The organism is Agrobacterium sp. 22-221-1 (genome assembly GCF_053522445.1).
Map to the genome: position 1 here is coordinate 26,987 of NZ_JBNWCL010000018.1, position 25,337 is coordinate 52,323.

21 protein-coding genes and 1 pseudogene are annotated in these 25,337 nt (G+C 58.4%); 20 read left to right on the forward strand and 2 right to left on the reverse strand.

What is annotated here, in order from left to right:
• Positions 1-14 precede the first annotated feature (14 nt).
• Together ACQZ5N_RS21510 and ACQZ5N_RS21515 are read left to right on the forward strand one after the other, a co-directional pair.
• On the forward strand, positions 15-983 hold the full coding sequence (locus ACQZ5N_RS21510; protein WP_448734050.1) for a threonine ammonia-lyase: 969 nt from the start codon (positions 15-17) through the stop codon (positions 981-983).
• A 50-nt stretch (positions 984-1,033) separates the two neighbouring features.
• The gene (locus ACQZ5N_RS21515) at positions 1,034-2,275 is read left to right on the forward strand and encodes a pyridoxal phosphate-dependent aminotransferase (protein ID WP_448734051.1); all 1,242 of its coding nucleotides are present in this window, start codon (positions 1,034-1,036) and stop codon (positions 2,273-2,275) included.
• Positions 2,276-2,537: 262 nt separating this feature from the next.
• Here the strand turns inward: ACQZ5N_RS21515 and ACQZ5N_RS21520 are convergent, their stop codons facing one another.
• Positions 2,538-3,065 (reverse strand): MarR family winged helix-turn-helix transcriptional regulator, encoded by a 528-nt coding sequence (locus ACQZ5N_RS21520; RefSeq protein ID WP_448734052.1) that lies wholly within the window; start codon positions 3,063-3,065, stop codon positions 2,538-2,540.
• 154 nt (positions 3,066-3,219) lie between these two features.
• On the opposite strand from ACQZ5N_RS21520, the gene ACQZ5N_RS21525 reads away from it, so the two are divergent.
• The 12 genes and pseudogenes from ACQZ5N_RS21525 to ACQZ5N_RS21580 all read left to right on the forward strand — a co-directional run bounded on the left by ACQZ5N_RS21525 (position 3,220) and on the right by ACQZ5N_RS21580 (position 16,311).
• The gene (locus ACQZ5N_RS21525) at positions 3,220-3,771 is read left to right on the forward strand and encodes a flavin reductase family protein (protein WP_448734053.1); all 552 of its coding nucleotides are present in this window, start codon (positions 3,220-3,222) and stop codon (positions 3,769-3,771) included.
• Positions 3,772-3,811: 40 nt separating this feature from the next.
• Entirely contained in the window at positions 3,812-5,113 is a 1,302-nt protein-coding gene (locus ACQZ5N_RS21530) for an oxidoreductase (RefSeq protein WP_448734054.1), read from the forward strand.
• 296 nt (positions 5,114-5,409) lie between these two features.
• Positions 5,410-6,729, forward strand: coding sequence for an MFS transporter (locus ACQZ5N_RS21535; protein ID WP_448734055.1), 1,320 nt, complete (start codon positions 5,410-5,412; stop codon positions 6,727-6,729).
• Between the two features lie 32 nt (positions 6,730-6,761).
• Positions 6,762-8,141, forward strand: a complete 1,380-nt coding sequence (locus ACQZ5N_RS21540; protein ID WP_448734056.1) for a carbohydrate porin — start codon at positions 6,762-6,764, stop codon at positions 8,139-8,141.
• 32 nt (positions 8,142-8,173) lie between these two features.
• Positions 8,174-8,581 (forward strand): nuclear transport factor 2 family protein, encoded by a 408-nt coding sequence (locus ACQZ5N_RS21545; protein ID WP_448734057.1) that lies wholly within the window; start codon positions 8,174-8,176, stop codon positions 8,579-8,581.
• A gap of 30 nt (positions 8,582-8,611) precedes the next feature.
• Complete coding sequence (gene gstA, locus ACQZ5N_RS21550; protein WP_425644217.1) at positions 8,612-9,214, forward strand: glutathione transferase GstA; 603 nt, start codon at positions 8,612-8,614, stop codon at positions 9,212-9,214.
• 197 nt (positions 9,215-9,411) lie between these two features.
• Positions 9,412-10,311 carry a VOC family protein gene (locus tag ACQZ5N_RS21555; protein WP_425644219.1) on the forward strand — a complete coding sequence of 300 codons (900 nt, stop codon included), beginning with the start codon at positions 9,412-9,414 and terminating at the stop codon, positions 10,309-10,311.
• 58 nt (positions 10,312-10,369) lie between these two features.
• On the forward strand, positions 10,370-11,929 hold the full coding sequence (gene mhpA / locus ACQZ5N_RS21560) for a bifunctional 3-(3-hydroxy-phenyl)propionate/3-hydroxycinnamic acid hydroxylase MhpA (protein ID WP_448734058.1): 1,560 nt from the start codon (positions 10,370-10,372) through the stop codon (positions 11,927-11,929).
• Positions 11,907-13,064, forward strand: coding sequence for an MFS transporter (locus ACQZ5N_RS21565; RefSeq protein WP_448734059.1), 1,158 nt, complete (start codon positions 11,907-11,909; stop codon positions 13,062-13,064). The genes mhpA and ACQZ5N_RS21565 overlap by 23 nt, the downstream gene beginning before the upstream one ends.
• A 4-nt stretch (positions 13,065-13,068) precedes the next feature.
• Complete coding sequence (locus ACQZ5N_RS21570; protein ID WP_448734060.1) at positions 13,069-13,992, forward strand: acetoacetate decarboxylase family protein; 924 nt, start codon at positions 13,069-13,071, stop codon at positions 13,990-13,992.
• Between the two features lie 13 nt (positions 13,993-14,005).
• Positions 14,006-14,854 (forward strand): fumarylacetoacetate hydrolase family protein, encoded by an 849-nt coding sequence (locus ACQZ5N_RS21575; protein ID WP_448734061.1) that lies wholly within the window; start codon positions 14,006-14,008, stop codon positions 14,852-14,854.
• 12 nt (positions 14,855-14,866) lie between these two features.
• Positions 14,867-16,311: pseudogene (locus tag ACQZ5N_RS21580) on the forward strand (aldehyde dehydrogenase).
• A 75-nt stretch (positions 16,312-16,386) separates the two neighbouring features.
• Here ACQZ5N_RS21580 and ACQZ5N_RS21585 read toward each other — a convergent pair.
• Positions 16,387-17,037 carry a GntR family transcriptional regulator gene (locus tag ACQZ5N_RS21585; protein ID WP_448734062.1) on the reverse strand — a complete coding sequence of 217 codons (651 nt, stop codon included), beginning with the start codon at positions 17,035-17,037 and terminating at the stop codon, positions 16,387-16,389.
• Between the two features lie 171 nt (positions 17,038-17,208).
• On the opposite strand from ACQZ5N_RS21585, the gene ACQZ5N_RS21590 reads away from it, so the two are divergent.
• The 6 genes from ACQZ5N_RS21590 to ACQZ5N_RS21615 all read left to right on the forward strand — a co-directional run bounded on the left by ACQZ5N_RS21590 (position 17,209) and on the right by ACQZ5N_RS21615 (position 25,002).
• Complete coding sequence (locus ACQZ5N_RS21590; RefSeq protein WP_448734063.1) at positions 17,209-18,525, forward strand: ABC transporter substrate-binding protein; 1,317 nt, start codon at positions 17,209-17,211, stop codon at positions 18,523-18,525.
• The gene (locus ACQZ5N_RS21595) at positions 18,522-19,484 is read left to right on the forward strand and encodes a carbohydrate ABC transporter permease (protein ID WP_448734064.1); all 963 of its coding nucleotides are present in this window, start codon (positions 18,522-18,524) and stop codon (positions 19,482-19,484) included. The genes ACQZ5N_RS21590 and ACQZ5N_RS21595 overlap by 4 nt, the downstream gene beginning before the upstream one ends.
• Positions 19,484-20,338, forward strand: a complete 855-nt coding sequence (locus tag ACQZ5N_RS21600) for a carbohydrate ABC transporter permease (protein ID WP_448734065.1) — start codon at positions 19,484-19,486, stop codon at positions 20,336-20,338. The genes ACQZ5N_RS21595 and ACQZ5N_RS21600 overlap by 1 nt, the downstream gene beginning before the upstream one ends.
• Before the next feature lie 42 nt (positions 20,339-20,380).
• Complete coding sequence (locus ACQZ5N_RS21605) at positions 20,381-21,424, forward strand: mannonate dehydratase (protein WP_448734066.1); 1,044 nt, start codon at positions 20,381-20,383, stop codon at positions 21,422-21,424.
• Between the two features lie 25 nt (positions 21,425-21,449).
• The gene (locus ACQZ5N_RS21610; RefSeq protein ID WP_448734067.1) at positions 21,450-22,523 is read left to right on the forward strand and encodes an ABC transporter ATP-binding protein; all 1,074 of its coding nucleotides are present in this window, start codon (positions 21,450-21,452) and stop codon (positions 22,521-22,523) included.
• Positions 22,524-22,776: 253 nt separating this feature from the next.
• Entirely contained in the window at positions 22,777-25,002 is a 2,226-nt protein-coding gene (locus tag ACQZ5N_RS21615; RefSeq protein ID WP_448734068.1) for a methyl-accepting chemotaxis protein, read from the forward strand.
• Positions 25,003-25,337: the final 335 nt, after the last annotated feature.

Here is a 25,337-nt window from a genome sequence, read left to right on the forward strand (position 1 = left end):
AGAGGAACGAGAGTTTGACAGATATAGCATTGATCAAGGCGGCGGCCGAAAGCATCAAGGGAAAGGCACGCCTCACGCCGCTCCTTAACTCGCCGCTGCTTGATGAAGTGGCCGGAAGGCGAGTATACGTGAAGGCCGAATGCCTGCAGAAGACAGGTTCCTTCAAGTTTCGTGGCGCGTGCTCAGCCGTTTCCGCTCTCCCGCAGAATACCCGCTACCGTGGTGTCATCGCCTTTTCCTCCGGTAATCACGCCCAGGGTGTTGCGCTCGTCGCCAGGATGCACGGCATCCCCGCCGTCATCGTCATGCCGGCCGATGCGCCAAAAACCAAGATCGCCAACACCCGCGCCTATGGGGCCGAGGTCGTGCTTTATGATCGCAAGGCGGAAGACCGTGAGTCCTTAGGACGACGGCTCGCCGGTGAACGCGGCCTGACGCTGATCCGCCCCTTTGACGATCCTCAGGTGATCGCGGGCCAGGGCACGATCGGACTTGAGCTTGCGTGCCAGCTCAAAGCGGAAGGTGTCCATGCCGGTGACGTCCTTGTGCCGTGCGGCGGAGGCGGCATGAGTTCCGGCATTGCGTTGGCGCTTGAGCAGGCTGCACCCGATCTGAGGGTGCGCACATGCGAGCCGGAAGACTATGACGATGTGGCCCGCTCACTCGCCGCAAGGACGCTCCTTGGCAACGAGGGATATCCGCCGTCAATCTGCGACGCCATCGTGACGCCCCGACCAGGAGAGATGACCTTCCCGATCCTGCAGCGGTTATGTGGTCCGGGCCTTTCCGTCAGCGATGAGGAAGTGTGTGCCGCCATGATGCACGCCTTCACGCATCTCAAGATTGTCGTAGAGCCGGGCGGCGCGGTCGCATTGGCGGCCGCGCTCTTTCGCAAGGACCTGATCGCCGGCGACGCCATCGCCGTGGTCGCGTCCGGCGGCAATGTGGACCCGCAATTCTTCAGGACCGTGTTGCCCGTCTGAGCGCACGGAACCGGCGCAAGGAACCCGTCAACACCCAAGGAACCGACCCTATGACTTCAGTTATTGAAAAATTCGAGAAACTGGCAACCGACAATGCCCCGGGCCAGGAGGTCCGGCAGAAGCCGGTCGCGCTCGACAGCCTGCTCAGGGGCGAAAAGCTTGTCGGCCGGTTGGTCGATTTCTCGCACGGCGATGTCGACGCATTTTCGCCGACACCTGGCGCCTTCGAGCGCTTTTCCAACGGCGTCAGGGAAGGAGGAAAACAGGCTTACACGGAATATCGCGGCAAGAAGGAGATCCGTGAGACTCTTGCCGAACGGCTTGCCGCGTTTACCGGCGCCCCTGTCCACGGCGGCGATGAGGTCATCGTCACACCCGGCACGCAGGGCGCATTGTTTCTGGCGGTTGCCGCAACTGTCAGCGCGGGCGACAAGGTGGCGATCGTCCAGCCCGACTATTTTGCCAACCGCAAGCTCGTGGAGTTCTTCGACGGAAAGATGGTCCCCGTTCAGCTCGATTATCTGAAGGAAGAAAGTCGCGCTGGTCTCGATCTCGATCAACTGGACGACGCTTTCAGGTCGGGTGCCAGGGTCTTCATATTCTCAAACCCCAATAATCCGACGGGAGCGGTCTATTCTCCCGAGGAAATCGGTCAAATCGCCGCACTCGCGAGCCGTTATGACGCGACGGTCATCGCCGATCAGCTCTATTCGCGGCTCGTCTACAATGGTGGCGGCTACACCCATCTGCGTGCCGCTGACAGCGTCAACCCTGAGAATGTCGTGACAATCATGGGACCCTCGAAGACGGAGTCGCTCAGCGGCTACAGGCTCGGCGTCGCATTCGGAGCATCGCGGATCATCGAACGGATGGAGCGGCTGCAGGCGATTGTCTCGCTGCGCGCGGCAGGCTACAATCAGGCGGTCCTCAACACTTGGTTTGCCGAGCCGGACGGCTGGATGGACGAGCGCATCAGACTGCATCAGGCAATCCGCGACGATCTTCTGGGGCGGTTCAGGGCTGTTGATGGCGTACGCGTCCGTTCTTCTCAAGCTGGAAGCTACCTCTTCCCGCAATTGCCGCCGCTTTCGGTCTCGCCTACCGACTTCGTGAGAATCCTGCGGTATCAGGCGGATGTCATCGTCACCCCGGGCAGCGAGTTCAGTCCGCACACATTGACCAGCATGCGGCTCAATTTTTCGCAAGATCATCCTGCAGCTGTGGCTGCCGTGGACAGAATTTCCAATCTCATTGTACGGTACGGGTGCGCGTCCAAAAGGTCGACCGGCTGAGCAGGTTGATGAAGTTGTGCATAAAGCAACACCCGGGTTTGAAAAACCTTTCGCGAAGCGCTGCGCGGATGCTCACCAAGCTGGCCGGGACGCTCTTGCTATCCTGTCCCCGCCAGGATTCACCATCATTGCTACTTGTGGACCTCGGCAATGCCAATCCATCAGCGGATTCATATCCCGCCACGCCGGGGACAGGATCGGGAATCCTCTCCCCGGTTTGCTTTGCTATCGCCCCACGCGATTGGATCCCTTTCCACGAAACTTAGGATGGCAGAATGGAAATCAACTTCGATAGTGTTTTGATGAGGTTCTGGCGTTCTGAGTTTTCCAGCGCGCGAATCCCCTGAAGAAGATGGGACTCCCTCGCCACTTCCGCTCTCGTTCGGTTTAATAGCTCCCGGCCAGCCTCGGTTATCTCGACGTAGATCGTGCGTCTGTCGGACGGATGGGGGACACGAGTGAGGTAAGATTTCTGTTCCAATCGGGCCAGTCGTCCAGTCATGGCGCCGGTTGTCACCATACAAAGGCTCGCCAGATCGCTCGGCCGCAGCGGACGGTTCTCGGGGCGCTGAGCGAGATGAGTGAGAACGTCAATTTCCCCAACTCCGACATCGAATGGGACAAGGATCATCTGCAACGATTCCTGATCCAACAAATATAAATGTCGTATTCGCATGGCGATTGCTATTGGTGAACTGTCATCACCGGGAAAATCACTTTCCCATTGTCGCACAAGATCATCAAAGACCTTCTGGGCCTGGGGACTGGGCGGGTCACTCGTATCAAACATCTAAGGTAAATCTCCGAACGTTCCCAGTCGTAGCAAAGCCGAGCACCATGCGCAAATCACCGACCGCCCGACGATGGCTATTGCATGCGTTGAAGAGCGCTTGACAGAAGATATTTTAGCACTAAGCTACATGTAAGCAACATGGGAGGTGTTGATGAGATCAGAGCAGTGTGCAGTTTCCGGTGATCGACAATACGACCCGTGTTTAGAAGGGTCTCCCAATAAGGAACTGCTGAAAGCAGCCTTTGGAAGGCTGCCTTCCGGCGTCGTGATCGTTACAAGCGTATCAGCTGACAATCAGTTCACAGGCGCAACGGTCAGTTCCTTCAATTCTCTCTCTCTTGATCCGCCATTGGTCGCTTTTGGTCTCACGCAATCTTCGAAGACATTAGCCGCCATTTTGCGATTTCAGCACTTTGCAGTACACATTGTATCTGAGCCAAACCGTGATCTCGCACTGCAATTTGCATCGGGATCGAGGACCAAGTTCGACGGCGTTCCCTGCAGGCTTTCTGCGACCGGCGTTCCGATCCTTTCGGGATTTGACGCTTCATTCGAATGCATTCTCGATACCGCACAGGTAGCCGGAGACCATCAGCTTCTCATTGGCCGAGTTCTTTCGGCGTCGGTAGAAGATGACTGTGGGGCGCCGGTGGCTTGGCTTCGCCGAGACTTTCATTCGTGCTTGCCGCTGTCCACAGTTTGACCGCAGGCAAGCAGCGGCCATATCAAAATGAGGGAAAATCATGAATATGACCATCAAATCGCTCGATCGATGCGCGAACTCAGGCGCATTAGAATCTCCGTATACCACTGACGTGGGTCGTGAGATCCGCAAAAAGGCGGCCGACCTTGTTCCTCTTTTGCGCAAGAACGCCCTGGAGGGGGAAGCGCTTGGTGCGCTGACGCGGGAAAGCCTGGAGGCGCTCAATGGGATCGGTGCCTTTCGCCTCACGCTTCCGAAGGACGTTGATGGTTTTGCACTCGGTGCGCGCGATGTGGTGGAAATTGTCAGCGAAGTCGCACGCGGCGACGGAGCTGCTGGCTGGATAATATTTGTGGCGGGTGGGTTGCGCAACATCCTCGCCTTTCCGGATGATGCCGTAAAGGAGATATTCGACTGCGGTCGCGAATGGATTGGACCACTTGCAGCGGGAGCCTCGATCTTCGCGACCAAGGTGGGCTCCGCGCGCCGCGTCGAGGGCGGCTGGATGGTCAGTGGTGCGTGGCATTTCGGTAGCGGCTGTAAGCATGCCAAGTGGATTGCCGTTGGCGTCGACTATGAACAGGTGCCGGGCCAGTCGAGCCGCGCGATGGCCATCCTGAATGCCGATCAGGTTGAGATCATCGACAACTGGCATGTGATGGGCATGAAGGCGACGTCATCAAACAGCCTGACGGTCAAGGAAGAGCAGTTTGTACCGGACCGTCGCTTCATGGACATGCGCGACTTTCCGGTGCGGATGGATGAGACCCGTCGGCGCTACAGCGGATTCGCCAGCAAGTTCGGCGCACGCGGCCTCATGCTTTTAACCAATCTTACGCATATGGCTATTGTCCTTGGAATGGCCCGAGGAGCGCTGGAATGCTACATCGAGATGGCCAAGAAACAACAGCCATTCAATCTACCCTATCCGCGAGTCGCCGAAATGGCATCGACGCAGGTATGTGCAGCCAAGGCCTACGCCATGATCAAGATGGCGGAAGCAGTCACCTATCGCAACGCCGACACGCTTGATCGCCATGCCCTGGAGTGCATCGAGATTTCCCCCGAGCAGGAACAGGCAATGATGATGGAAGCCGTCTATGCCACCAATTCGCTCGACGGGGTGATCGGCATGCTTCAGCTTAGCATCGGTTCGGCGACCGCTAGCGAAAATAATCCAGTACAGCGATTTGCTCGCGACGCGCGCGTCGCACTGCTTCACGGTGCCGTTCGCCTCGATCCAACGGCAGAAATCTTCGGGCGACAACTCATGGGAATAGCATCGTTCCCGATGTTTGCGGGCGGGCTGCCCGACCGGGCGCAGTCGGCGCCGGTGCCCTAAGTTTGTACCCGCGCGGTTGGAGGCTGTGCGGGTCATTCAAGAAGGAGAGAGGCCCGCAACAGGGAGTATGGTGAAATCCATCGACGCGGTTTGCCCGCGACCTACGCAATAGCTTGCGCGACGGCATCATCATCTATCTCGATCCGGCCGCGGAGATCTTATGCGACGGATCATGGGGAACCGTTCCCGGTGTTTGTGAGCGGCCAGTCCGGCCGGTCGCAGACAACCGCGGTGCTTTAAGTCCCTATCCGCGCAGTTGGAGGCTGCGTGGGCTTACTTGAAGAGGAGGAAAGACGTTGGAACAGGGAGTGAGGGTGCATGCCGTCAATAGGCCGGCGGCACGAGGTTTCGAATACAGCGCTGACGCCTGGCGAGTGTTAAGCGCGCTGTGGCTTGTAGTGCTTCTGGTCGTGGCGGTGCCGAGCGCCGGCATTTCCGTCATCAATGCCCAGATGATCGTCGATCTCAATCTCGATCGCTCAGTCTTTGGATTGGGTTTCGGCATGTTCGTCATGATGATGGGCTTCCAAGGCCCGGTCGTCGCAATTTTCATACGGAAGTTCGGGTATCAACGCACAGTCACGTTCGGCTGTACCGTTCTGCTTGTCGGGTCTGTCATCATGGCTGCGTTCGTCAACACGGGCTGGCAATATGTTGTCGCTTTCGGTGTGATCGTCGGGACCGGCGTGTGCGTCGCGGGCATGCTGCCGGCCCAGGCGGCAATCGCCCGGTGGTTTCATGTTCGTCGGGCGCTTGCGGTTTCGGTGGTGCTGTCGGCGATTGAGTTCGGCGGCTTTCTGTCGCCGCCCGCGCTCGATCGACTGCTGGCAGTGTCGAACAACAATTGGCGTCTTGGCTGGTGGGTCATTGCGGGACTTTCGGTGATTGCCCTTTTGACGGCACGCTTGGTTCTCAACGAGCGACATGTCGAGCGCCTCATCGCCCATAATCCGACAGGAACTGATATGCCGGGCGACACGAATGTTTTCAAGAGCCGGATTCACTGGACCTTGAAGCAGGCGGTAAAGACGAGATCCTATTGGCTCATACTTGCCTATATGAGTGTCGCGGGTGTCGCCTGGGTTTTCCTGATGGCACACGGGGTCGTCCATTTACAGGATATCGGCTTTTCCTCTACCGAAACCGCGATGGCGATGGCGATCACTATCATTGCATCGTTCATCGGTAATATGACGGCGGGAATAATGGGAGACCGCATATCGCCGGCAATCATTGCCGCTGGAGGCATGGCACTGGTCGCGGTCGGGTTTTTCCTGCTGATGCACCCCCAGGGATTCACCGGAATCTGGTTATACGCTATCCCCGCCGGCGTCGGTTATGGAGCTTCGCAAGTCTGCCTTATGGCGTTGCTGGGCAACTATTTCGGCAGGGAATCCTTTCCGTCGATGTTCGGCTCGATGATGCCGGTATCCACTCTGTGCGCAGCATCGGGAGCCGCCGGTGCCGGTGCGATTTTCGACCAGACAGGATCATATGGCTTGATGTTCAACGTCATCCTCGGGCTCTGCGTGGTTGCGTCACTCGGCATTTTGCTCGCCTCGCCTCCAAAACTTTCGAACACCGACAGGAACCAGGCCGGAAAAGTGGCCGGCTAATGACACAGGTCAATCATCCTTGGGAGGGGAAAATGCGCCTTCGGTTCAGCTATGCCATACCGGCTGTTCTTATGAGTGTGGTCACGGCGTCAGCAGACGACGCCGGCCTTGCGATCACCGTGCCGGCGATCAATCCAATCGGTGGGATTCAAGAGCCTGTCTTCGTCGGCCCCTTATCGACGACCGGTCAGTGGCTTCACGACAATGGCATCGATATCAACCTTGATTACGTGAACATCTACCAAAAAGCTCCGTCCTTTGGCTTCGAAGGAGGATCTTCAGCGAATTACGGCATGTTCATCTTCGGCGCTACAGGGAACCTGACACCCGATCTCAGGGTTAAATGGGTGGAGACGATCAACTACCCGTCCTACAACGTCGACAACTACCTGTTCGACCTGTCGAATGCATTCTTTCCCGTCCCGGTCGTCGACTCTCGCACCGATCTGACGCGGCTGACGCTCGAAGCGGATTTCATGGATGACCGGCTTCAGATCGAAGCGGGTAGAATGGGCTTGTCCCAGGACTTCATGAAGCGCGGGTTCTGTGGCGGGTTGGGGTGCCTGAATTCTACACTGGCGATCACGCTCAACATGCCAGGAGAATCGTTGGCTGTCTGGGGCGGGCGAGCAGCCTACAAGTTCAACCCCAATACGGCTGTGGGCTTTGGGATCATCGAGGACAATCAGGATAACTGGCAGGAGGGAAGCGGTTGGGATTGGAGTAAAGGCGATGCGGACGGCTTCATCGCCGTCGCGAACCTCACCCACGAAGAATCGTTCTTCGACAGCCCCAAGCCATTGAAGTACGAGGTGGGTGCTTATTATCGTTCCTCGCGATACGAAGATGCGCTTTACAACTCCGGTTGGGGTAATCCAACCTTTGGCGCCACGCCGACGATCGTTGAACATGAAGGTACCCCTGGCGTCTACGGCCAGGTCCGCAAGGTGGTCTGGAGCGCACCCGGCACAGACCCCATTCCAGAGCACATCGCGCTGTATGGTGGGGTTTTTCATACATTCGGTGATGGTCAGGCCTATCCGTGGGAAGCCTATGCAGGCGTCGAATATTCCGGCTTCTGGTCGCAAAATCCGCTCGCCACCATCGGCGCATCCATCCACTATATCGGACTGAGCGAGAAGCGTGCGCAATACGAGCGAAACGCGCGACTATTCTTTTCCGGCATCGATGAGGAGCAGCCCCGTGACACGTTCATGTTCGATGTCCATGGAAGCATTGGGCTCTTCGAACGGGGAATCCTCGACATTGGCGCTGCATACATGGTGAACCCTAACACTTCCGCGCTCGCGGACTATTCCACCAGCCGGCAGAAGGACGGTTTCGTGTTTTACGCGACCCTTGCCTTCGACATCAGCGGAGGACTCGGGCTCTCCCCATTGCGCCGACCATAAAAGTCGTGCGCGCACACGAACAGGACGAAAATATGGAACAGGAAAATAAGGAACAGCTGGAACGCAACAAGCGCCTCGTTCGGGATTTCTACCGCCGTGTTTTCGACGGCCAGAATCCAGACGCGGTGAGGGACTTCGTTACCGAGGACTATCGCCAGCACTGCGATCACATTCCGAGTGGTCTATCCGGGCTCGAAGACTTCGTCAGGACCATCTTTCCCGACGGCCCGATTCCCGAGCCTGAAGAGATGCGTATTTCTCCGGCCTTCATCATCGCCGAAGGAGACATGGTGGTCATCGCCGCCCATCTTCCCCAGCCCGAGCCGGATGGCAGCGGCAGGATGTACGACCATTTCGTATTTGATGCCTTCCGCATTCGCGACGGCAAGCTGTCCGAGCACTGGAGCAGCGTCAACAAGATCGCGCCGCCGCAACATTGATACCACAAGAAAGATAACTGGAGTGAGTACATGAAACTATACCAGGTTCCCGGAGCCTGCTCGACCGCCTCGCGGATCGTTCTGGAAGAAGCAGCCATACCCGTAGACCTCGTGGATGTTGATCTGCGGACAAAAAGTCTCGGGGACGGAACGAGCTATCTGGACGTCAATCCCAAAGGACAGGTTCCCGCGCTTGTTCTGGACAATGGCGAGGTCCTCACGGAGGGCGCGGTGATAATGCAATATGTTGCCGATCAGGTGCCGGCCTCAGGATTATTGCCGCCCCTCGGCGAATTTGACCGCTATCGCGTGCTCGAATGGACAAACTACATCGCCACCGAGTTGCACAAGACGTTCTCGCCGCTCAATCGGCCTAATACGCCAGCGGAGTATCGCGATTTGACAAGGACGATGTTCCTTCCTCGGGTCTTCGGGGTGATCGAGGGCCGTCTCGCCAATAGCCCTTATCTGGCCGGCGAGGCCTTCACGATTGCCGACGCCTACGCTTTCGTCGTGCTGGGCTGGGCGGACAGAGCCGAACTCGATCTCTCGGCTTGGCCGGCAATCGTCGCCTATTTGAAGCGGATCGGCGAACGCCCATCGGTCCGAAAAATACTGGACGCGGCGATCTGAGACTTTTTGATCTTCCGATTGGTGAGCCGCATGGCATGCGGCTTTGTTACATGGGGGCTGAACCTGCTTGCCCAGACCATCTCCGGAAACAGTCTACAGCCCAACAAGGTGCGGGTCAGGGCCGTTTGCGAACTCGAAAGAGAAGAAGGCGGAGCCGGGAGCCGGGAACGAGCATTCATTCAAGAGTAGGAACCGAAATGACATACTTAATTCGACAGATGGGACATGTGGTCATCTCCTCGCCCGATCCAGTCGGTGCTGCTAAAGATCTTTGCGACGTCGTCGGCCTTCGCATCACCGAGCAGGAAGACGACACGGTTTATCTCTCGAGCAACGATCGCCATCACGAGGTGACTTACGTCAAGGGCGACGGCAAGGCGGTCGCCTGCGGGCTGGAGGCGGTCGGCAGCGATGCTGTCGACGAAGTAAAGCGCCGTGCCCTGTCCGATGGTCTCACGGTGCTCGACGACAAGCCGCTCGGAAAGCATTATGAAAAGGCCGTGCGCCTTGTCGCGCCGGGCGGTACGATCTTCGAGGTTCACACGCCGATCGCCCGCAACCAGCCGCGCCGCTACAATTATTCGACCCCGGGGGCGCGCCCCCGCCGCATCGAGCATATCAACGCTTTCGCGCCGGATACGCTCGCCTTCGGCGAGTTCTGCGAGAAGGTTCTCGGCATGAAGCTGTCCGACCAGACCAGGGAGGACGGCCTGCGCTGGTATCGGGCCGAAGACGGGTTTCACCACACGATCGCCATGGGGCCGGGCGAGAGCGGATTGCACCATTACGCCTTCGATCTCCATTCGCTTGAGGATCTCGCGGCAATCGCCGACAATCTGACGCTGAAGGACAGGGCCCTGGTCTGGGGGCCCGGCCGACACGGAGCGGGCGGAAACATCTTCACCTATTACGCCGATCCGCATGGCTGCCTGGTTGAAAATTCTATCGAACTCGACCGTATCGACAATGACTCGACCTACGAGCCCCGGACCTGGGACATTTCTGAAGGACTGGCCGGTCGCTGGCTTAATCTCTGGGGCACGCCGCCGACACCCGGCTTCCTGCGTCCGGGCATCGCCTTCGATCCGGACTTCTGAACGCGCGGCGTCCGCAGCGGCGCGGTCTGTCGGGACCGGTTAAAAGGGAGGAAAAGTCATGACGCAATACGACGTCATCATTGTCGGCTATGGACCTGCGGGAAAGGTACTCGCCCGACAACTCGTCGATGGCGGGCACACGGTGGCTGTGGTGGAACGCTGGCCGGAACCCTATCCGCTGCCCCGGGCGATCGGCTACGACCACGAGATAAAGCGCATTTTTCATGCGCTTGGTATCGCCGACAAGGTCGCCGCCATTTCCCGGGAAATGGGACATTATGTATGGTACAACGCCGACTGGAAGGTGCTGATCGATATCGACGAAACGCGAGACTCGATCTCCGGCGGCCCGACGGGATATACGTTCAACCAGCCTGAGCTGGAGCAGATCCTTCATGATGATCTCCGACATCGCGACGGGATATCTTATTATCTCGGCATGGAGGCGGTCGCGGCGCGCGATACGGGTGATCGCGTCGAGGTTGGGATAGCCCGCTTCGACGCGCAAGCCCTGACCGTCGATCGCTCCGAAACAAGCTGGCTTTCAGGACGCTACCTGGTGGGGTGTGATGGAGCCAGTAGCTTCGTGCGCCAGCTAATGGATGCGCCGGTGACCGACCATGGCTTCGATGAAGCATGGCTGGTCGTTGATGTTAGACCGAATGACCCGGAAAAACTCACCATCCCCCATGCCGCCCAATGGTGCAATCCGGCGCGCCCAACCACGATCGTGCCGAGCGGCGTTCTCAACAGGCGCTGGGAGTTCATGCTACATCCCGGTGAGACTCCTGCCGACATGTGCCATACGCAGAGGGTTTGGGAACTTCTCTCTCCATGGCTCTCACCTGACGATGGCGAGCTCATTCGCAGCGCCAGCTATCGCTTCCGTTCGCTTCTGGCGCGAGGCTGGCGCAAAGGCCGGATGCTGATTGCCGGGGACGCCGCACATCTCATGCCGCCGTTCATGGGACAGGGAATGTGCGCCGGGCTGCGTGACGCCTGGAACCTCGGCTGGAAGCTCAACCGTGTTCTGGATTTCAGCGCCGCCGACAGCCTGCTCGACACCTATGAGGCCGAACGCTCTCCCCATGTTGACGCGGTGATCAGGATATCGATGGCCATGGGTCAGGTGATCTGCGTGCCCGATCCGGAGGCCGCTCTCTCCAGGGACAACGCCTTCTTTGCCGGCATCTTGCCGCCTCCACCCGTTTTTCCGCCATTGTCGGGCGGCATTACGGCCCGCGATTCCGATGGCGGGCCGATGGGCTTTGCCGGCGAGCTTCTGCCGCATGACGATCTGGAGCGCGATGGCGTCAAGCTTCGCCTAGACGATCTGACCGGCCGCCACTTCGCGCTAATAACACGCATCGCTGCGGACGAGGAGCGGCTGAGAAGGCTCGGCATTCGCCAGGTCGTGCTCGGCGAGCGGGGATGGCGCGACATCAATGGGCGCCTCTCGGGCTGGCTCGAAAGCCGCGGTTGCGTCGCCTATGTCGCGCGGCCGGATTTCTATGCTTTCGGCTCAGCCGTGAATACCGACGAGATCGATGCCTTGATGGCAGCCTTTGAAGTCCTGGGGGGAGGAGGAAACAAACATGTCATCAATGAAGTCGCGTAACGCGACCGTTGCGCTTATTTTCGGACATATCGCGGGCATGATCGATCTTGCCGCCCTACCTGTGTGGGTGGGTACGCTCTCGGTCGGCTTCGGGCTCGGGAACACCCAGGCCGGCGGTTTGGTCACTGCCTTCCTGATCGGCGTGGTCCTGGCCAGCCTCGTGGTGGCGCGGGTGTTTCACACTCTCCCAGGCCACCTGGTGGCGCCGGTCGGCTACGGCTGCAGCGCCGCCTGCCTTTTCGCGATGTCGCAGCTTGAGCCGGCTTTCGGTACCTTTCTCATGCTGCACGCCCTTGCCGGCATCGCCACGGGAGCGGCGCTTTCAACCACACACGGCACGATGGGCCGGACAGACAATCCGTTGCGCATCTTCGCCCTCGGCTCGGCCGGTTTCGGCGTGTTCGCGCTCGTCTTTCTTGGCACCGCGCCAGCGGTGGTCGCCCACAGCGGGCCGGCAACGTTTTTCGTGATTGTTGCAGCGATCATGGCGATAGCCGCATTCGTGACGCTGGTCTTCTTTCCCAGGGAGCGCAGCGCGCCGGGACATGCACCTGCCACCGCTCCCATTCCCGCGGATGTCTGGCTGGTGATCGTCGGCGTGATGCTGATGAACTTCGTGCAGGCACTGACCTTCTCCTATGTGGAGAGGATCGGCATGGCGAGAGGTTATGCAGAAGGAGAGGTCCAACTGGTCCTCCTCTCCATCGGGATCGTCAACATGTTCCCGGCGCTGGTCGCCGCCGCGCTTCAAGGACACCTGCCGCCGCTTAAAGTGGGTATTGCCGGCGCGATTGTCCAGGCTCTGCTATCGATACTGATTACCGGTCCCGACGCGTTCCTGCTTTACGCGATACCTTCGCTTTTTTTGGCGGCGGTGATGATCTTCACACACACTTTCCTGTTTGGCTTCCTCGCCAAGGCGGACCCTTCGGCGCGCGCAACGGCCGCCACGCCAGCCATGACGATGTCGGGCTCGGCGATCGCGCCGCTGCTGGGAGGCTTGTTGTCGGACATGATCGGCTACGAAGCGATCGGCTTCACGGCGGCTCTCGCCGCCTGCGTGACGGTGACGCTGTTTGCCCGCGCGAATTCGTCCGTCCTCCCCGCCGGCCGAGCCAATTCCAGTACGACGTGAAATTTTGCTGCTGAACTTTTATGGAGATGAACTCATGGGTTTTACACCTCACCCCGACCACCGCTACCGGATGCCCGTTGTCTTTGGGCCTGCGGTCGGCCCACGCCAGAAGCCAGGTGGAGGGATGTGGTCGCCAGAAGAAACCGGCATCATGAATGCGGAATGGATGGCGATCACCTACCGCACGGATGCCGAAAAGCTGAAAGCCCTTCTGCCGCCCAGCATGAGCCTGCGCGGCGAGCCTCTGCTCAGCGTTTCCTGCGCCTGGTTCAAAAACCTCTACTGGCTCGCCGGTCGGGGCTACGGCATCCTGTCGCTCGATTTTCCGGTGACTTACAGTGGCAAGACGGAAACCCTCGACGGGTCCTTCTGCCCGGTTATCTGGGAGGGGCAGCCCGAGGCGATCCTGACCGGCCGCGACGAAATGGGTTTCCCCAAGCTTTTCTGTGACATGCCGGAAATTGCCTGGGATCGCGAGAAGGGAACGGCCTCCTGCGAAACGTCATGGTTCGGCTTCAAGTTTTTCGACATCGCGCTGACTGGCATGATCGAGGATGATGCGCCGCCCAGCCTGCCCGGTTCGGGCGGTGGTGCGGCCATGTACTACAAATACGTGCCGCGAACGAACCCGCGCAAGGGCGCGGGCGCGGATGTCGCCTATGTCACCACGCCAGCGCCGCGGCCGGGAGAAGGGCGGCCCGACGCGATCAGCTTCGACGGTTACGACTTCAGGCGATGGAAGGCGAAAGGTAGGTTTAACTGGCACCGCGCCACGTTCGAACAACTGCCGACGACCTTTCACATCGTCAATACGATTGCTGACCTTCCATGCCTCGAAATTGTCAAGACCGAGATGGTCGCCTTCTCGGGACCTGGCATTGGTGTGTCGGTGAACAGCATCCGGCCGGTCGACCCGGCAACCGACTGAACAGGAGAGACATATGAAACTTGCAAGATTTTCCGTCGAGGGGAAGACGAGGCTTGGAAGGGTCGAAGGAGAGTACATCTTCGACCTTACGGCTGTCGTACCCGACTTGAATGGCTCCATGAGGCATCTGATAGAAAGGCTGCAGGATTTGCGGTCCGCGGTACAGGCAATCAACGCACCCTGCTTTTCTCTTTCCGAAACACGTCTGCTTGCACCGATTGACGACCCCCGCAAGTTTCTTGCGATTGGCATGAATTATAAAGCCCATGCCGAGGAGGCTGCGGCTGCCGGGATCGCGACCCCGAAGTCGCAATTGTGGTTTAACAAGCAGGTCACCTGCATCAACGGCCCCTTCGACGACATCGTCATCCCCAGCGTTTCCGAAAAGGTGGACTACGAAGCCGAACTGGGTTTCGTCATCGGCAAGCGATGCCGACATGTCGGGCGGGAGGAGGCGCGTTCCGTTGTTGCCGGCTATTTCGTCGCAAACGATGTCACCGCGCGCGACTGGCAATTCCGCTCTCCCACCTATACGCTCGGCAAGAGTTTCGACACGCATGGACCCATCGGGCCGTGGATCACGACGGATGACGAGGTCGCCGATCCTCACGACCTAACCCTTACCCTGTCCCTCAACGGTAAGGAGCGTCAGCGGACCTCTACCGGCGACATGATCTACAATATCTGGGATCAGATCACATATCTTTCCACCGTGATGACACTTGAACCAGGCGATATCATAGTCACAGGAACACCATCGAACGTTGGAATTGCGACAGAAACATTCATGAAGCCGGGCGATATCGTCCGCGTCGAAGTGGGCGGACTTGGCACGATCGAAAACCGGTTTATCTCGGAATAGGAGAAACTAGCGATGAATGTCGAACTTCTGATCTCCGGCAAGAGCGCTGCTGCAAAAGGCAACCGGACCTTCAACCGGATCAATCCCTATAATCAACAGATTGCTTCGACTGTGGCTTCGGCCTCGCTCGATGATGCTTTGACAGCCGTCGCCGCAGCTCATGCCGCTTTTGAGCCCTGGGCCGTGATCGGGCCTCACGAGCGGCGAAAGCTGCTGCTGAAAGCCGCCGACCTGATGGAGATGCGTCTCCAGGATTTCGTCGCCATTACGATCGCGGAAACGGGTGCGACCGGGGGGTGGGCCGGCTTCAACGTAACGGTTGCGGCCAAGATGCTCCGGGAGGCAGCTTCGATGACCACCCAGATTTCGGGTGAGATTATTCCGACGGAAAAATCCGGCTCCCTGTCGATGGCGGTTCGTCAGCCAGTCGGCGTGTGCCTGGGAATTGCACCCTGGAATGCTGCGGTGATCCTCGGCACGCGCGCGGTCGCCATGCCGCTTGCATGCGGCAATCCGGTAATCCTGAAAGCATCGGAAATGTGCCCGGCGACCCATATGATGATCGGCCAGGTGCTTAATGATGCCGGGCTGCCTCCTGGGTCGTCAACGTCATCACGAATGCGCCGGAAGATGCCGGCAAGGTCGTGGAAGCGCTTGTGCGGGCGCCCGAGGTGAAAAGGGTTAATTTCACCGGCTCGACAAAGGTCGGCCGTATCATTGCCAAACTTTGCGCCGAGGAGCTGAAACCCAGCCTGCTGGAACTGGGAGGCAAGGCGCCTTTCATCGTGCTGGACGATGCGAATATGGAAGGAGCGGTGAACGGCGCCGTTTTCGGCGCCTACATGAACATGGGCCAGATCTGCATGTCCACAGAACGGATCATCGTAACAGAAAGTATCGCCGATCGATTCGTCAGCGCACTTGCCGAGAAAGCTTCCAGCCTTCCAGCCGGTGACCCGACGGACACCAACGTATTGGGTGCGCTGGTCAGCCAGGAAGCCGCGGAGAAGATGGAGGAAATCATCGCCGACGCCGTGGGCAAGGGGGCAGAACTTATCTCCGGGGGCGGGCGTCGCGGGTCCGTGGTGGAGGCAACCGTCCTCGACCATGTCACCGCCGACATGCGCATCTATCACGAGGAGTCCTTCGGTCCGGTCAAGCCGGTGATCCGCGTGGAGGACGCTGAGGAAGCGATCAGGGTGGCCAACGACACGGAATATGGTCTGTCAGCCTCGCTCTATTCCCAGAACATTCCGCAGGCGCTCAAACTGGCCGCGCGGATCAAATCCGGGATTTGCCACATCAACGGCCCCACCGTCGCCGACGAGCCGCAGATGCCGTTCGGAGGCATGAAGTCGTCGGGATGGGGGCGCTTCGGTGGCAAGGCCGCAGTCGCCGAGTTCACCGATCTGCGCTGGCTGACGATCGAAGACGCCAGGCAGCGCTTTCCCTTCTAACGCATCGGCAGCGCCAATTTTTCAAACAGTCCTGCGCCGGCCCGCCTGACCGACCGGCTGGGGCATCGTCGCGGGTCAGCGGGTCAGGAGGCGGTGGAGGACGTTCTTCAAATGGCGGTGAAGCGCCTCGATCGCACGTTCCACGTCTCGATCTCTTAGCGCCACGACGATGTCCAGATGCTCCTCCATCGACCGTATCGTGTTGACGACATTGACTGCGTCCGGGTTGAGCAGCCTTAAAAGATACATCTTCTGCGTAAGCCTCTGATAATTTGCGGTGATCTGCTCGTTATCGAAAGCCGCCACGAAGCCGCCGTGAAAGCGCTCTTCGAGTTCCCGAACCGGCGTGACAAAATCCGCAGGCTGCCTGGAGCATCTGACAAGCTCTATAATGGCGGCGTGTGCGTGCAGCATATCGTCGATCCAGGCCGAAGGAAGGCCCTCCGACAGCCGACGAAGACCTTCCGATTCCAGTAGTTCCCGAAATTGGAACGTGCCCCCGACGAATTTAACGTCAGGATAAAAAATACTCACGCCGAGGCGTTTGCGGACCTGGATCAGCCCCTCCGCCTCCAGAAGCGTTATCGCTTCACGCAATGGTGACAGGGACATTCCTAATATATCGCATAACTCTTCCAGCCGGAGCGTCTGCCCAAGTTTCAGACGGCCTTCCAGAAGTGCTTCGACAAAAGCAACGAATCCAGGGTTGGTGATACCGCCGTGCATAGCAATTCCTCTGTTGTTCAGCTCATTTAACGGCGACGACGCGGGTTGTCACGAAAATAAACAGGTTGCAGACGGTTGACAGACCATTTTAATGCCGGATAAAGGAACTTAAAACCGATAACAAATATATTTATTTCGGGGATATATGCGGTTTTTGGAGGAGGGTGAGACATGAAAACATTCGAACTGTCGCGGCGCACGTTTATGGCTGGTTCCGCAAGCGCGGCTTTGACCGCCAGCGTGGGCTCGCGTGCTGCCTCGGCTCAGACGCCTGCGAAGCTTGGTGGAAAGCTCACCTATTGGGGAGGCCTGATCTTCTCCGACGAGGCCAACAGACTGCTTTCACAGACCATTTCCGAATGGGGAAAATCTAACGGCGTTGAAACCGAGGTCGTGATGATAAACCAGAACGAGACGGTGCAGAAGGTTTCGGCGGCAGTGGCTTCAAACACTATGCCCGATGCTCTTGACCTGCATCTTGATCTTCTGCTTCCCCTGTCGATCCAGGGCGTCTTCCTGACGATCGACGATATCTACAAGGCGGTTGGCGAGGCACAGGCAGGCTGGTATGAGGGCGTCGACAAGGCCTGTGACACCTCCCGCGTCGCCGGAGGGCGTACTGGTCTTCCTTTCGGTATCAGCGGCAACCTTCTTCTTCGCCGGAAGGACCTTCTGGAAGCCGCTGGCTTCAACGAGGCGCCGAAGACATGGGACGAACTGGTTGAGCAGGCGTCGGCGATCGGCGGCCAGGGCCTCTTCGGCCTTGGGCTGGCCCTGTCGAACGTCGGTGACGGAAACGTCCAGATCAACGTCATGCAGTCCTTCGGTGGCCGCATCGCGGACGATGCCGGAAAAAAGGTTGCGATAAAATCCGCCGAAACGAAGGCCTATCTACAGTGGCTGAAAAATGCCTGGGACAAGAAGGTGTTCGCGCCCGGCAACGCCACCTGGGACGGCGCAGGCGACAATCAGGCCTATCTGTCCGGCCAGGTGGCGTTCATTGCGAATACGGGTTCGGTGGGGGTTGCGGCAAAGTCGCAGGACCCAGAGCTTTACGAGGGATCGGCATTTTCGCCCCTGCCGGGCGGACCGAAAGGCGTGATCTCGCCAATTATTCCGCAGCTTCGCGCGATCCCGAGAAGCAGTAAGAACCCGGAGGCGGCAAAGGCGCTCATCCAGCATCTGTCCCAGCCGGAATTCATGAATGCCTACTACAAGGTGGCGATCTACGGACCGGTGCTCAAGAAGCAGCGCGATCTCGCGGCATTCTCGTCGAACGATCCGATCCACGACGCGCTTTTGGCGCTGGCGGAAACGGGGACGGCTCCCGCCTATCCGGACGTCTACAACGCAGCCTACGGTGAAGTGTTCAACAACTACATCATTCCCAAAATGGCCCAGCGGGTCGTTATCGACGGCTGGGAGTTCGACAGGGCGATGAATGACGCCCAATCGCAGGCGCAGGCGATCTACGACAAATACAAGTGACGATCTGGACCGAGGCGCCAACAAACTATCGGAAGAAGATCATGAAATCCAATGTCGTGCCCGTAAACCCGACCAAGCCCGAAAGTTTCGGCGCCCACCTGCGGGCAAACTCCTTCGCCTACCTGCTCGTCGCCCCCGTCGTCCTGCTCATCGTCGGCCTCGTCGCATACCCTTTTATATTTGCGATCGCCGTCGCCTTCACCGACAGGATGGTGGGCAACGAAGGCGACTGGGTCGGCTTGGCGAATTTCCGATATCTGGCGCAGACTGCCATCTTCAAAAGCGCCATCACCAACACGATCATCATTGTGTTGGTCACCGGGATCATGAAGTTCGGGGTCGGACTGGGTCTGGCGCTTCTCGTGAACCAGCAGATTCCCGGCCGCGGCTTGTTTCGCGCCTTCCTGATGCTGCCTTGGGCCATGCCCGCCTTTGTGGCATTCCTGACATGGCGCGTGCTGTATCAGCCCGTCGGCGGAGGCATCAACATGATCCTCACGCAGACGGGCTTGTTCCCACATATCGTCGACTGGCTCGGCCAGCGTTCGACGGCCATGCCGGCCGTTATTCTGGCCTCGGTCTGGCGTGGCTTTCCCTTCTGGTTCGTCAGCATTCTCGCCGCTCTTCAGTCCATCCCGAAAGAACTTTACGAGGCGGCGCGCGTCGACGGGGCAAATGCCTGGCAGCGGTTTCGTGATGTCACGATGCCCGGCATCCGGCAGGTGCTGATCATCACCGCGCTGTTGTCTTCCATCTGGACCGCCAACGCTTTCGAACATGTCTGGCTGCTCACCCAGGGAGGGCCCTCGGATGCGACCACGGTATTCCCGGTGCTTGCCTATCTCGGCATGCAGACCCAACGCATAGGCGAGGCTGCCGCTGTATCGGTCGCGGTGCTTCCCGTCCTGGCGCTTCTGGTCGTGGCGGCAACCTTCCTCATGCAAAAGGACGACGACTGATGTCTGCAATCCAAAGCGAAACTCAAACCCGTGCGGCCACGATCTCCCGTGTCGCGACCTATGCGGCGCTGATCGTCGCCGTTCTGGCGATCCTGTTCCCGATCTACTGGATGGCGGTCACGTCCCTCAAACTGCCGAGGGAAATATACCGGATGCCGTCATTATGGGTGCACACCGTCACCTGGAACAACTACCGCACTCTTCTTTTCGAAAAAGACTTTCTGATCGCGATCCGCAACAGTTTCATCGTTGCCGCGTCGGTCACGATCATATCGATCTTCATTTCCTCGCTGGCCGCCTACTCCATCGTCCGCTTTCGATATCGCTTCAGGGGGATCATCGGAAAGCTGATCCTCTTTGCCTATCTCACGCCGACGTCGCTTCTGTTCATTCCCCTGTCGATACTCATGGCAAGACTTGGTCTTGGAAACACGCTGAGCGGACTGATCCTCGTCTATTTGACCTTTTCGCTGCCACTCAGCACCTGGTTGCTGCAGGGATATTTTAGGAGCGTTCCTCGAGAGCTGGAGGAGCAGGGCCAGATCGACGGCCTGACCCGGTTCGGGGCCTTGATCAGGATCGTTGCGCCGCTATCGGCGCCGGGTATCGCAGCCGTATCCATCTTCACCTTCACGGGCGCCTGGAATGAACTGCTCCTGGCTCTCGTCCTGATAACCTCGGAAAATCAACGGACCGCCCCGCTGGCCCTCAACTACCTGATCACGAGCGATACGCTTCCGTGGGGACCGCTCATGGCAGGAGCCGTGATTTCATCCGTTCCCCTCATGCTTCTTTATTTCGTCGCGCAGCACTTCATGGTTCAGGGCCTTACCGCCGGGTCCGTGAAGGGCTGAAACCGAAGATTTCGCAAACTCAAATAACAAAGGACATAGACAATGGGTATCCGGGTAGCCGTCGGACAATTCAACGAACTAACGGATGAAAAGCTCCGGTTCGCGGCCCAGATCGGGGCAAGCGGGATTCAGATGAACACTCCCCTTCTTCCAGGTGACGCCCGCTGGGAGGAAAAGGACATCCGCGCCCTCGTCGACAAGACAGAGAGTGCCGGTCTGAAACTTGAGGCGATCGAGAACGTCCCGGTGCATTTTTACGAAAAGGTCATGCTCGGCCTCGATGGAAGGGATGAGCAGATCGAGAACTACTGCCACACGATCCGGTCGGTCGCCCGCGCCGGCATTCCGGTCCTTGGATATCATTTCATGCCCAATTCGGTCTGGCGAACCGACAGGTCTGCGCCGGGGCGCGGGGGTGCGGGAAACACCCGCTTCGACATGGCGGCGGTGGATGCGGTCCAAGGGATTGACGGGCTGAAGCAGTTCCTGCCCACAACGCTTGGCCGCCAGTCGGTTATGCCGCTTGCGCCGAATGGCGAAATTCTCGTCACCGAAGACCAGATGTGGGCCAACTACGAATGTTTTTTGGGCGAAGTTCTGCCGGTCGCGGAACAGGAAGGCATCAAGCTTGCGTTGCATCCCGACGATCCGCCGGTGCCGATGCTCGGTGGTGTCGCCCGGCTTTTCTATAAACCGGAAAACTTCATGAAGGCTTTCGAGTTAAGCAATGGCAGCCCCGCGTGGACGTTGGATCTGTGCCTCGGCTGCTGCTCAGAAATGGCTGGCGGAAAGGAAGACGTTCGCCGCATGATTGAGTTTTTCGTGCCGAAAAAGGCAGTCTCCTACATTCATTTCCGCGACGTGCAGGGAACGGTGCCGGATTTTACCGAGTGCTTCATCGGAGAGGGAAACTTCGACCCGGCCGAGGTGATGATCCAGCTTCAGAAGGCAGGTTTCGACGGCTTTCTGCTGGATGACCACGTTCCCCAGATGGATGATGACACCCCGTGGAACCACCGGGGACGCGCCCACGCCATCGGTTACATGCAGGGACTGATCCGAATGGCCGAGCTAATAGCCGCCTGACCCAAACAGAAAATGAGTGAATGACATGGCTACTCTCAATCTCGAAGCGGTCCACAAGGCCTACGGCGCCCATCCCGTAATCCACAGCATCTCGATTGACATCGAGGACGGAGAATTCGTAACCTTGGTCGGCCCCTCGGGCTGCGGCAAGTCCACATTGCTGCGAATGATTGCCGGGCTGGAAGGCATCACGACCGGGCGGATCCAGATCGGAGGACGCATCGTCAATAATGTTGCACCTCGCGACCGTGATATAGCGATGGTTTTCCAAAGCTATGCCCTCTATCCCCATAAGAACGTCGAAGAGAACATGGGATATGCGCTCAAGCTCGCCGGGCGGCCAAAAGAGGAAATAGCCGCGAGAGTGCGGGAAGCGGCGGAGCTTCTGGCCCTTACGCCACTTCTGGCCCGCAAGCCGGCCCAGCTTTCGGGCGGCCAGCGTCAGCGTGTGGCGATGGGCCGAGCGATTGTCCGTGATCCGAAAGTTTTCCTATTTGATGAGCCACTTTCCAACCTCGATGCAAAGCTCAGGGTTCAGATGCGCACGCAAATAAAGGAACTGCACCAGCGCTTGAAGACAACTACGGTCTATGTGACGCACGATCAGATCGAAGCGATGACCATGGCCGACCGGATTGTCGTGATGCGCGACGGCTGTGTGGAGCAGATAGGAACGCCCCTCGAACTCTACGATCGCCCCTTGAATACCTTCGTGGCGACCTTTCTCGGATCGCCGTCGATGAACCTAATCAAGGGCTGGCTGGAAGCGGAAGGTTTCGTTACCGAAGATGGCACCACGATAGCGCTGCCGCCATCGTCTTTTCCCGCAGTGAAATACGGTCATCCCGTTACGCTCGGCGTTCGGCCTGAGGACCTGTTTCTGTCCGGAAACCTTGGAAATGCGACGATAAACGCCCTGCTCACGGGCGTTGAGCCGACAGGCGCCGAGACGATGCTCGTGTCGCGCGTCGGCGGACAATCTATCGTGGCTCTCGTGCGTGATCGATATATGTCCGAGTTGGGCGGATCGATCACTCTGAGTTTCGATATCTCCAAGCTACATTTTTTCGACGCCGACAACGGTCTTAGACTGCCTTAGCGCCTACACATATCGGCCAGCACGGGCACGTGTCGCACAGCGACGCGGAACCTGAACGCTAAATCCTTTGGCGTATGCGACGGCTCGAGCCGCGACGCGTCTTTTCTTCTTGGACACGCGAGCATCCCCGGTCTTGTCTGCTCCCGCGCTGAACAGTGCAAATCGACTACCTTCACAGTAATGTTCGCGGCTGTGTTAGCATTGTCTTATCTTTTGAATGTAAAGCTGGCATCATGGCAAAATGGGGGTATCTATGCTTTCGATCAGGAACATGCTCACGACGGTTTTTTTGTTGTTCAGTCTTGCCTTGTGTATACTTTGCGGCAGTTTATTGAGCGCTTCCTATTCCAGTTTTCGAACTTACAGCGCTGTGTCCGCCTATACGGCTGTCAACCGTGCGCTTTTTGACATCCTGCTCGGTTATCGCCTGGAGCGCGGTCACAGTGTGACCGTCCTCGAAGCAACGGTCGAGCAGGGGCGCGCGCGGCTGAAGGATGTCCCGGAGGATCGCAAGATAGTCGACCAAGGCATGTCGGATCTCAGAAAAGCCGAAGCGGGTATACAGTCTGCGGAACTCACGGCCTCTCTGGAGAGAATTAACAGCTTCTTCAAAGAAAACGAAAGCCTTCGCGGTCGCGCCGATGCGCAGTTCCCGATCGAACTCACCCAGCGCGATCCAGCTGTCGGCAAAGCCTATACAAGCTTCGGCAAAGAGTTTCTGCAGGAGCTTGAGGCAGCCTCCGCCATCACGGAGAGCAACATCCGGTCGCTCGACAACACTCTTGTCGATCTGTTGCAGATCCGTGCCGGTGCATGGGCTACCCGCGCGGCCGTCGGTGCGGCATCCATCGTTTTGAACAAGGCGGCGACCACGCAACAGCCTCTCGCTACAAATGATCTCGCAACCCTGATGACGCAAAACGGGCGGTCTTTCGCCAACTGGGACCAGGTTCGTACCCTGGTCGATCATCCCACCACCGCTCAGTTGCTGAAGGACAGCTTTAATGCTGCAGACAACACATACTTCAAAGGACCGCTATGGGACCTTCGCAACTCAATGCATCTCGATCTTTTCAACGGCCAGGGCGCAAAAGTTGCTCTGAAAGACTGGCTGCCTGCGAGCAGCAAAGGACAGGCCAGTGTCGCAGATGTCGCCCTTGTGGCAATGAAACTGCTGGATGAAAAGGCTCAGGCCCTGGCTCAATCCGCTCTTAAAGCCGTGGCTCTATACCTCGTCGTATTGCTGGGGGTGATCGCGATGACGATCGTTGGAATGTCTATCGTTATTTGGCGGGTCACAATCCCCGTCACCCGCCTGACCGAATGCATGAATGTTCTTGCGCAGGGAAATCGTGATGTGATCGTTCCCGGCGGAGAGAGGACTGACGAAATCGGCGGAATGGCACGGTCGGTCGAGGTATTCCGGCGGGCCGCTACCCGGAATGCTGAACTGGAAGCGGAAGCGATCGAGAACAGCCGCAAAGCGGAAGCCGAGCGCCTGAAGATTGAAGAACGGGCAGCGGCGGAGGCCGAAATCCGCCTGAACAAGGCGACCGGCGCATTGGCGACGGGGCTCAGGAAACTGGCGTCAGGCGATATGCTGTGCGAAATTCACGAGGCATTCGCACCCCAGTTCGAAGCACTGAGAAAGGATTTCAATTCGTCTGTCGCTCAGCTTAGGGAGGTATTGCTGGCCGTCGCGGATTGTGCTGGTAATGTTCACGGCGGTTCCGGCGAAATCTCGATGGCATCGAACGATCTAGCCAGACGCACGGAAAGCCAGGCCGCTTCGCTGGAGGAAACGGCTGCTGCGCTGGAAGAAATCACAGTAAACGTCCACACAACCTCCGTTCGCACGGCCGAGGCTCGCGATCTAGTCCAGGACGCGCGGAAAACGGCGGACCGTTCCGGCGAAGTCGTTGGAAGTGCCGTCAAGGCCATGGGAAAAATCGAACGGTCTTCCAGGGAAGTCATCCAGATCATCAGCGTCATTGACGAGATCGCGTTCCAGACTAATCTTCTTGCGTTGAACGCCGGAGTCGAAGCGGCCCGGGCGGGAGACGCCGGGAAAGGCTTTGCCGTCGTCGCTCAGGAGGTCCGTGAACTCGCCCAGCGTTCGGCTCATGCAGCTAAGGAAATCAAAACGCTTATCACTAATTCCGAAACCGCTGTTTCAGAGGGCGTGAAATTGGTTGGCGATACGGGTAAAGGTCTGGGCGACATCGTGTCTCTCATCGAGGCGATAAATAAGCATATGGATGCGATTAGCACTGCGGCGAGAGAACAGGCCTCGGGGCTGAAGGAGGTCAATTCTGCGGTCAACCATATGGATCAGGCAACGCAACAAAACGCAGCGATGGTGGAAGAAATGAACGCCGCGAGCTTCGGCCTCGCGCAGGAATCAGAAAAGCTGGCTCAAATGCTTTTGACCTTCCGCACATCCGCCAGTTCAGTTGTATCGAACGCTCGTGCGGCATGAAGGTGAAAATATGGAGCCCTTGGACGCTTCTACCGAGTGGTTGATGCCCGTGAGAAGGTTCTTTTGAGGGCGTAAGGCATCATGCGTCAATTTCCTCGTGCTATTGTGCCGACGTTGTGCGACCTGGAGATTCAGTCTCGCCGAGGTGCCGGTTCGAGCCGAAGGTCGGACAAGAGACGCGTTCGATCCTCAATCTGTCGCGGTCGAGACGGGCTTCTCCCTGGTTCGGGAATCGGGCGGGTCAACGCCTAGGGCATCGCTGGCAGAAAGTTTCTGGAGACGCGCCGACGTCTGCTGTTACCTGTCGCCGGGGTGACACGCCCCGGACAACTGGG

Coding starts and splice junctions, on each gene's coding strand:
- ACQZ5N_RS21515 (WP_448734051.1), top strand. CDS start 1,034: ATGACTTCAGTTATTGAAAAATTCGAGAAACTGGCAACCGACAATGCC.
- ACQZ5N_RS21520 (WP_448734052.1), bottom strand. CDS start 3,065: ATGTTTGATACGAGTGACCCGCCCAGTCCCCAGGCCCAGAAGGTCTTT.
- ACQZ5N_RS21525 (WP_448734053.1), top strand. CDS start 3,220: ATGAGATCAGAGCAGTGTGCAGTTTCCGGTGATCGACAATACGACCCG.
- ACQZ5N_RS21530 (WP_448734054.1), top strand. CDS start 3,812: ATGAATATGACCATCAAATCGCTCGATCGATGCGCGAACTCAGGCGCA.
- ACQZ5N_RS21540 (WP_448734056.1), top strand. CDS start 6,762: ATGCGCCTTCGGTTCAGCTATGCCATACCGGCTGTTCTTATGAGTGTG.
- ACQZ5N_RS21545 (WP_448734057.1), top strand. CDS start 8,174: ATGGAACAGGAAAATAAGGAACAGCTGGAACGCAACAAGCGCCTCGTT.
- gstA (WP_425644217.1), top strand. CDS start 8,612: ATGAAACTATACCAGGTTCCCGGAGCCTGCTCGACCGCCTCGCGGATC.
- ACQZ5N_RS21555 (WP_425644219.1), top strand. CDS start 9,412: ATGACATACTTAATTCGACAGATGGGACATGTGGTCATCTCCTCGCCC.
- mhpA (WP_448734058.1), top strand. CDS start 10,370: ATGACGCAATACGACGTCATCATTGTCGGCTATGGACCTGCGGGAAAG.
- ACQZ5N_RS21565 (WP_448734059.1), top strand. CDS start 11,907: ATGTCATCAATGAAGTCGCGTAACGCGACCGTTGCGCTTATTTTCGGA.
- ACQZ5N_RS21575 (WP_448734061.1), top strand. CDS start 14,006: ATGAAACTTGCAAGATTTTCCGTCGAGGGGAAGACGAGGCTTGGAAGG.
- ACQZ5N_RS21585 (WP_448734062.1), bottom strand. CDS start 17,037: ATGCACGGCGGTATCACCAACCCTGGATTCGTTGCTTTTGTCGAAGCA.
- ACQZ5N_RS21590 (WP_448734063.1), top strand. CDS start 17,209: ATGAAAACATTCGAACTGTCGCGGCGCACGTTTATGGCTGGTTCCGCA.
- ACQZ5N_RS21600 (WP_448734065.1), top strand. CDS start 19,484: ATGTCTGCAATCCAAAGCGAAACTCAAACCCGTGCGGCCACGATCTCC.
- ACQZ5N_RS21605 (WP_448734066.1), top strand. CDS start 20,381: ATGGGTATCCGGGTAGCCGTCGGACAATTCAACGAACTAACGGATGAA.
- ACQZ5N_RS21610 (WP_448734067.1), top strand. CDS start 21,450: ATGGCTACTCTCAATCTCGAAGCGGTCCACAAGGCCTACGGCGCCCAT.
- ACQZ5N_RS21615 (WP_448734068.1), top strand. CDS start 22,777: ATGCTTTCGATCAGGAACATGCTCACGACGGTTTTTTTGTTGTTCAGT.